Below are 439 nucleotides of genomic sequence, written 5' to 3'. Positions count from 1 at the left end.
GCGTAATCGCGGCTGACGTCTTCTTGCGGACACGAGGGTTGGTAGGATCGGCTTTACAGATTATCGAAAGGGAGCAGCGCTATGAAGCAGTACGTAGGTCTGGACATCTCTATGGAAGAAACCAGCATTTGCGTTTTGGACCAGACCGGCAGCGTGACATTCGAAGGTTGCGTGCCCACCAATCCAGAGGCCATCGCTAAACTCTTGCGACGTCATGCCGACAATGCTGAGCGGATCGTTTTTGAAACAGGCTCGCTATCGAACTGGCTTTGGCACCAACTCAAGGCGCTGGGCTTTCCGGTCATTTGCCTTGATGCGCGTCATGCCAACGCAGCGTTATCGATGCGCATCAACAAGTCGGACCAAAACGACGCCAAGGGGTTGGCCGAAATGGCCCGCATGGGATGGTATCGGGAAGCTGCCGTGAAGGGGGCGGAGA

General features: G+C 55.6%; 1 protein-coding gene. It reads left to right on the top strand.

Annotated features, from left to right (window positions below; all coding sequences use genetic code 11):
- Positions 1-81: 81 nt before the first annotated feature.
- A partial coding sequence (locus tag QSV46_RS39170) for a transposase (RefSeq protein ID WP_314964019.1) occupies positions 82-439 on the top strand: 358 nt, incomplete at its 3' end.

It is taken from the genome of Bradyrhizobium cosmicum (assembly GCF_032290525.1).
Taxonomy (GTDB): Bacteria; Pseudomonadota; Alphaproteobacteria; order Rhizobiales; family Xanthobacteraceae; genus Bradyrhizobium; species Bradyrhizobium cosmicum_A.
The sequence above is the reverse complement of the archived record's forward strand: the minus strand, read 5'-3'. Positions and strand labels throughout refer to the sequence as shown.